Here is a 249-nt window from a genome sequence, read left to right as displayed (position 1 = left end):
TGTTGCCCTCGCCGAACACCGGGAAGTAGAAGCCCAAGGTGCTGAACAGCAGCACGAAGTAGCCGACGTTGCCCAGCCAGGCACTGATCCAGTAGCCCCAGGCCGAGGAAAAGCCCATGTACTCGCCAAAACCGGCCTTGGCGTAGGCATACACCCCGCCATCCAGGTCAGGCTTGCGATTGGCCAGGGTCTGGAACACGAATGCCAGGGTCAGCATGCCGACCGCGGTGATTGCCCAGCCGATCAGCA

At 61.8% G+C, this 249-nt stretch carries 1 protein-coding gene; it reads right to left on the bottom strand.

Going from position 1 to position 249, the window contains the following annotated elements; all coding sequences use genetic code 11:
- A partial coding sequence (locus J5M58_RS27420) for an amino acid permease (protein WP_207880635.1) occupies positions 1-249 on the bottom strand: 249 nt, incomplete at both ends.

This window comes from Pseudomonas sp. 32_A (assembly GCF_017490905.1).
In the GTDB taxonomy this organism is placed as follows: Bacteria; Pseudomonadota; Gammaproteobacteria; order Pseudomonadales; family Pseudomonadaceae; genus Aquipseudomonas; species Aquipseudomonas inefficax.
This window is presented reverse-complemented; position numbering and strand designations above follow the sequence as displayed.